This is a genomic window from Agrobacterium sp. D14 (assembly GCF_001526505.1).
In the GTDB taxonomy this organism is placed as follows: domain Bacteria; phylum Pseudomonadota; class Alphaproteobacteria; order Rhizobiales; family Rhizobiaceae; genus Agrobacterium; species Agrobacterium leguminum.
Window position 1 is genome coordinate 37,383 of the sequence record NZ_ASXX01000026.1, and the last position, 6,287, is coordinate 43,669.

Sequence of the window (6,287 nt, forward strand, 5' to 3'; positions counted from 1 at the left end):
TTCTTCAGGAGGCTCAGGGCCTCAGGAAGCAGCGGGATTTCTGCCCGAATCCGCTCGGTGAGCAGATATAGGGAGAGGAGCCCGAGTAGGACTGCCGCGATGCCGCGGGTGTGCCCGAGGCATCGGCAACAAGCGTAACGGCCGCGTTGCCGGTTTTTTGATAACCGTAGGATGCCTTCGCCGGAACGACCCTGCTCTTGGTCGTGGCGGTATTGGCCGACGCGGTCTTGATGAGAACGGCGTCTTCGACCACGGAGCATGAAGCCGTCGCGAAGGTGAAAGTTACAAGTGCTGCGGCAACAAGCGCGAAGCGACAATGGCGGGCTGCTTTGCCGCTATGGGAATAAGGCATTTCATTCGTCATGTGTGTCCCCTGAAATCGACTGTCTGTCGCATCTCGCCGGGCGGTTTTGTTCCCGGTGGACCGAGCCTTACAAAACCAGGATAGCCCCGACTGGTTGAGCGAAGCTTGCGCTAATGCTCAATAAGAAAGGCATAATAGAGGCATAGTTAAAAAGTATTAAATAAAGGGGCTATTTTGAGTAATTTTGGGTAATCAATTGTAATATTTTGATAAAATGAAGTTGACCTGTTTTCTGCTGCGCCTATCATGAAAGTTGAAATTTATCTGATCGAAATATTAAACCTCCAGAAGAAGTAAAAACCGGAGGATGATATTCAGGATATCGTACAATCGGGAGTTTGATCCAGTTTAGGTGAATCAGCTGCGCTGATTCCTCATGGGGAGGAGTGTGTAATGCGTAATTTCGTTCCCAACGAACACGACAACGGCGTCACCATCTACTCCGAATGGAGACCTGGCCAACGCGTTCTCGTCAATGGCGGCGCCGGTTTTCTCGGTTCCCATCTTTGCGAGCGCCTGTTGAGCTGCGGTCACGAGGTGATCTGTCTCGACGATCTTTCGACCGGACGCACCGCGAATGTGGCGCATTTGCGGGACAATAAGCGGTTTTTGCTGGTTGAGCACGATGTGCGCAAACCCTATGACATCGATGTCTCGCTGATCTTCAACTTCGCCTCGCCGGCTTCGCCGCCAGACTATCAGCGCGATCCGGTCGGCACGCTGCTCACCAATGTCCTGGGGGCGGTCAATGTACTGGAAGTGGCACGCAGATGCGGTGCAACCGTCGTGCAGTCATCGACATCGGAAGTCTACGGCGATCCGCACGTCAATCCGCAGCCGGAAACCTATTTCGGCAATGTAAATACAATCGGGCCGCGAGCTTGTTACGATGAAGGGAAACGCAGCGCCGAAACGCTGTTTTTCGATTATCACCGTAGCTTCGGTGTCGATATCAAGGTGGGACGCATCTTCAACACCTATGGGCCGCGCATGCGACCCGATGATGGACGTGTGGTTTCGAACTTCATCGTCCAGGCTCTGAAGGGCGCCGACATCACCATTTACGGCGATGGCAGCCAGACCCGTTCCTTCTGCTATGTCGATGACCTGATCGACGGTTTCCTGCGCTTCTCGGCCAAGCCGAAGGATTGCACCGGGCCGATCAATCTCGGCAACCCGACGGAAATTCCGGTGCGGCAGCTTGCCGATATCGTCATCCGCATGACGGGTTCCCGTTCGCGCATCGTGCATCTGCCTGCCGCGATCGACGATCCGCAGCAGCGCCGCCCCGATATTTCGCGGGCAAAGGAACTGTTGAGATGGCAGCCGCGCGTGCCGCTCGAAATCGGCCTGGAAAAAACCATCGTCTATTTCGATGCATTGCTGGCCGGCAAGACTGTGGCGGAGGCCGTATGAGATGCCCCGCACAATCCTCGTCACGGGCGGGGCCGGATTCATAGGCAGCCACATCTGCAAGGCGCTGGCCCAATCCGGCTTCAAGCCCATCGCTTACGACAATCTCTCGACGGGTCACGCGGATTCGGTTCGCTGGGGTCCCTTCATCGAGGGCGACATTCTGGATCGCGGCCTTTTGAAAGCCACGCTGAAGGAGTTTTCGCCGGCCTTCGTCATCCATTGCGCCGCCAACGCCTATGTCGGTGAGTCCGTCGAGGATCCGCGCAAATATTACCGCAACAATGTCGGCGGCAGTCTTGCGCTGCTGGATGCCTGTCTCGACCAGAATATCGGCGGGCTGGTGTTTTCTTCCAGCTGCGCCACCTATGGCGTGCCGCCGCAATTGCCCATTCGTGAGGAAACGGCGCAAATGCCGGTCAATCCTTACGGGCGCACGAAGCTGATCTTCGAAATGGCGCTTGATGATTATGCCGCCGCCTACGGTCTGCGTTTCGTGGCGCTGCGTTATTTCAATGCCGCCGGGGCCGACCCGGACGGTGAGCTTTACGAGCGCCATGAGCCTGAAACCCATCTGATCCCGCGGGCACTGATGGCGGCTGCCGCAAGGCTGCCGCAACTGGATGTCTTCGGGGCGGATTACGACACCAGCGACGGCACCTGCATTCGCGATTACATCCATGTCAGCGATCTGGCCGATGCCCATGTGGCTGCCGTCAATTATCTTGCCGAGGGCGGAGAGACGCTGCGCGTCAATCTCGGTTCCGGTCACGGTACATCGGTCGGCGATATCATCCGGGCGATCCATCGCGTGACGGGGCAGGAAGTTCCGGTCCATTTCGGCGCAAGGCGCGCCGGCGATCCGCCAGCCCTGTTCGCGGATATAAAACGTGCGGAAGAGACGCTCGGCTTTATCCCGAAGCGTTCGGATATCGACACCATTATCCGGACGGCAGGTCCCGGTTTCGGACTGGAGGTGCGGTCATGAAAGCCCATTCCACCCCTTCCGTTCCATCGGCCCGGGCGGTAGCCGTCGCCAGTGATTTGCGGATGCTGCCGGTCTTTGCCGGCTGGAACCGCACGGCCTATCTTCTCGGCATTGGCGGCTGGCTGGTGACGCTCGCTTATTTCTGGATCTGGTGGCTCGATCGCGATCGTGTCATCGACTGGCCCTATTATACCGTCGTTACGATGACGCTCGCGTGGATCACGCTTCTGCCATCCTATTTCATCTTCATCTTTCTGAACGCGAAGGTTGTCGACCGGCGCTCCCCTCTGCCACAGGGCAGGGTAGCGATGGTCGTCACCAAGGCGCCGTCGGAACCTTTTGCGGTGGTGCAGAAGACGCTGCTGGCCATGCTCGAACAGAAGGGCCTGGAATTCGACGTCTGGCTTGCCGACGAGGCTCCGGATGCGGAAACGCTGAAATGGTGTGGCGCGCACGGCGTTTTCGTTTCCACCCGACAGGGTGTTGCCGAGTATCATCGCAAGACCTGGCCGCGGCGCACACGCTGCAAGGAAGGCAATCTCGCTTATTTCTACGATCACTACGGTTACGAGCGTTATGATTTCGTCGCCCAGTTCGATGCGGATCATGTGCCGGAACCGGATTATCTGCGCGAGATCGTTCGTCCCTTTGCCGATCCGAAGGTTGGATATGTTTCGGCCCCGAGCATCTGCGACGCCAATGCCGGTGAAAGCTGGGCCGCGCGCGGCAGGCTTTATGCCGAGGCGAGCCTGCATGGCGCGCTGCAACTGGGTTACAATAATGGCTGGGCGCCGCTCTGCATCGGCTCACATTATGCCGTGCGCACGAAAGCCCTGCGGGAAGTCGGCGGCCTTGGGCCGGAGCTTGCCGAGGATCATTCCACCACGCTTCTGATGAATGCCGGCGGCTGGCGCGGCGTTCACGCCGTCAACGCCATCGCCCATGGCGACGGGCCGGTGACCTTTGCCGATCTCATCGTGCAGGAATTCCAGTGGTCGCGCAGCCTGATGACCATTCTGTTGCAATATTCAAGGCACTACGTGCCGAAGCTGCCGCCGCGGCTGAAGTTCCAGTTCCTGTTTTCGCAGCTCTGGTATCCGCTGTTCTCGGGCTTCATGGCGCTGATGTTCGTGCTTCCCGCCGTTGCGCTGATGCGCGGCGATGTGCTGGTCAATGCATCCTATCCGGCGTTTCTGGCGCATTTCCTGCCGGTTTCGCTGATCATGATCGTATTTGCCTTCTTCTGGCGGGCCACGGGTGCATTCCGTCCGCATGATGCGAAGCTCTTCAGCTGGGAGGCCATGGTATTTCTGTTCCTGCGCTGGCCCTGGTCGCTGATGGGCGTGCTGGCGGCGATACGCGACACGATCCGTGGCGATTTCGTCGATTTCCGCATCACCCCCAAGGGCACGCAGGCAAAACCGCCGCTGCCGCTGAGGGTCGTCGCGCCTTACATTCTTCTGGCGGCGCTCAGCCTCGTGGCCATGGTTCTGGCGCCGCGGGAAAACGGGGCGGAGGGCTTCTTCGTCTTCGCCGCCATCAATGTGGCGATCTATGCGGGCCTTTCGGTATTTCTGCTCATCCGCCATGCGATGGAAAACGGCTTGCCAAAGCTGCCGGCATTGCGCGGGGGAGCGACCGCCGCCGCCTGTTCGTTGCTGCTGGTGGCGGGCAGTGCCGTACAGCTCAGCTCCCATGCGATCGGCGGGCTGGAGGCCCTGTCGCACGGGCAGCCCTATGTCAGTTTTACCGAAACGCGGTTCACGGTCGCCGGGGCGGGCGTGGAAGGTGCGAGATCGGTGCGTCTGAAACTGCGCATTACCGTACCGGGATTGCGCGGACCGCAGGAAATGCAGGCGGAACCCATCGTGGCGCCGCCGCCGGCGGTGGCGACCGGAGAGATCATGCTGGCCGACAATAGGGTCGGACAATGAAGGAGGAGGCTGTGATGAAAACAACAATAAGCAAATGCGGATTCTCCGCTTTCGTACTCTGTCTTGCGGTGGTCGTGCCAAGCGCGGTCCACGCTGCAGGCGGCACGAAGACGCCGAAACCGCTCAGAACCAGCGAAGTCGTGGACATGTACTTCGACAAGACCTGGAAATGGGAAACGGGCGGTGGACGCTTCATCGCCCAAGACCGCAAATTCATCGCCGCAACGGAAGAAAAGGGCAAGAAGTCCATCGGTGAAGGCCGCTGGACCGTCGATGCCAACGGCACCCTGTGCATGCGCGCCACCTGGAAAAGCGCTGCAGGAAACGGCAAGGCCGATACCTGCTTCGACCATGGCCGCATTGGCAAGGTGCTCTACCAGCGCAAGCAGGGCGGGCCATGGTACGTGTTCCGGCACAACCCGCCACGCCCTGGCGATGAATTCCTCAAGCTCGTCCGCAAGGACGATGTCACGCCGCAGATCGCCGCTTACGACAAGGCGATGACGGCAACAAGGTAGGGAGTAAGGTGTCATGCAGATAACAAGAAGAAAACTTCTGTTCGCAGGTGGTGCCGCCGCAGCCTTTACCGCCGGCATGTATCCGGTGCTCAAGCTCGACGCACAGGGTGTCGCCCCCATGACGTCGACGGGCATGAAGACACTTGCCGACAAAAGACCGACATTGCATGCGGACGGCATCCGTTTCGGTGCCTACGATCCGCACGGCGATTTCACGGCCCAGACCGGGGTGGCGTCGGAACATCTGTTCCTGCCCTGGGAAGACGTGGATCTCGACAGTCTCGCACTTGCGGATGCCTACGCTCTGGAGCGCAAGCGCAACGTGCTGATCACGGTAGAACCCTGGTCCTGGGACGTTAACTGGCGGCTCACCTCCGACGAGTTGCGCCGCAAGGTGATGAGAGGCGACTACGACCAGAACATGCAGGCGATCGCCGCACGCATGTCGGCGATGAAAAGTCCGCTGATCCTGCGCTGGGGACAGGAAATGGAAGACACGTCCGGCCGCTTCTCGTGGTCGGGCTGGAACCCGCGTGATTACATCACGGCGTATAAACGCATGGTGGACATGACCCGCAAGGCGGTTCCCAGCGTCAAGGTGATGTGGTCACCGAAAGGTCTGGACGGTCTGCAGGCCTACTACCCAGGTGACAGCTATGCCGATCTGGTCGGCCTCTCGGTCTTCGGTCTCGAGGAATACGACAAGATCGAATATGGCGGACCGAAGACCTTCACCGATCTGCTGCGCAAGGGCTATGGACTTGTCGAAACCTTCAACAAGCCGGTCTGGGTTGCCGAACTGGGTTATGAAGGCGGCGATTCCTATGTTCGTCCGTGGATGAATGACGTGACGCTGAAACAGGCGGATTTTCCGAAGCTGGAAGAGGTCGTCTATTTCAACGACAAGGATGTTCATGCCTGGCCGCACAATCTCGGCAGACCGGACTGGCGCGTCGTGCGCCCGGCCAAGGCCTGATCGACGCCGAAAACCGGCGAGCGGCGATGCCGCTCGCCGGCGGTCCAATATTAGCTGGCCGTCGCCAGCACAGCCTCTGCCTCATATATGGCGC

At 59.2% G+C, this 6,287-nt stretch carries 6 protein-coding genes; 5 read left to right on the top strand and 1 reads right to left on the bottom strand.

Features of this window, described 5'->3' with window-relative positions:
• Positions 1–13 precede the first annotated feature (13 nt).
• Positions 14–364 carry a hypothetical protein gene (locus tag L901_RS16150; protein ID WP_059758592.1) on the bottom strand — a complete coding sequence of 117 codons (351 nt, stop codon included), beginning with the start codon at positions 362–364 and terminating at the stop codon, positions 14–16.
• Between the two features lie 393 nt (positions 365–757).
• On the opposite strand from L901_RS16150, the gene L901_RS16155 reads away from it, so the two are divergent.
• Genes L901_RS16155 through L901_RS16175 form a run of 5 tightly spaced genes read left to right on the top strand, consistent with a single transcriptional unit; the run spans position 758 to position 6,193 of the window.
• Positions 758–1,780 (top strand): UDP-glucuronic acid decarboxylase family protein, encoded by a 1,023-nt coding sequence (locus L901_RS16155; RefSeq protein WP_003506358.1) that lies wholly within the window; start codon positions 758–760, stop codon positions 1,778–1,780.
• A gap of 1 nt (position 1,781) precedes the next feature.
• Positions 1,782–2,765, top strand: a complete 984-nt coding sequence (gene galE, locus L901_RS16160) for a UDP-glucose 4-epimerase GalE (RefSeq protein WP_020811999.1) — start codon at positions 1,782–1,784, stop codon at positions 2,763–2,765.
• Complete coding sequence (locus L901_RS16165) at positions 2,762–4,699, top strand: glycosyltransferase family 2 protein (RefSeq protein WP_059758594.1); 1,938 nt, start codon at positions 2,762–2,764, stop codon at positions 4,697–4,699. Before galE ends, L901_RS16165 begins: the two co-directional genes overlap by 4 nt.
• A gap of 14 nt (positions 4,700–4,713) precedes the next feature.
• Complete coding sequence (locus L901_RS16170) at positions 4,714–5,217, top strand: DUF995 domain-containing protein (RefSeq protein WP_003523821.1); 504 nt, start codon at positions 4,714–4,716, stop codon at positions 5,215–5,217.
• 13 nt (positions 5,218–5,230) lie between these two features.
• Positions 5,231–6,193 carry a glycoside hydrolase family 26 protein gene (locus L901_RS16175; protein WP_003523822.1) on the top strand — a complete coding sequence of 321 codons (963 nt, stop codon included), beginning with the start codon at positions 5,231–5,233 and terminating at the stop codon, positions 6,191–6,193.
• Positions 6,194–6,287 lie beyond the last annotated feature (94 nt).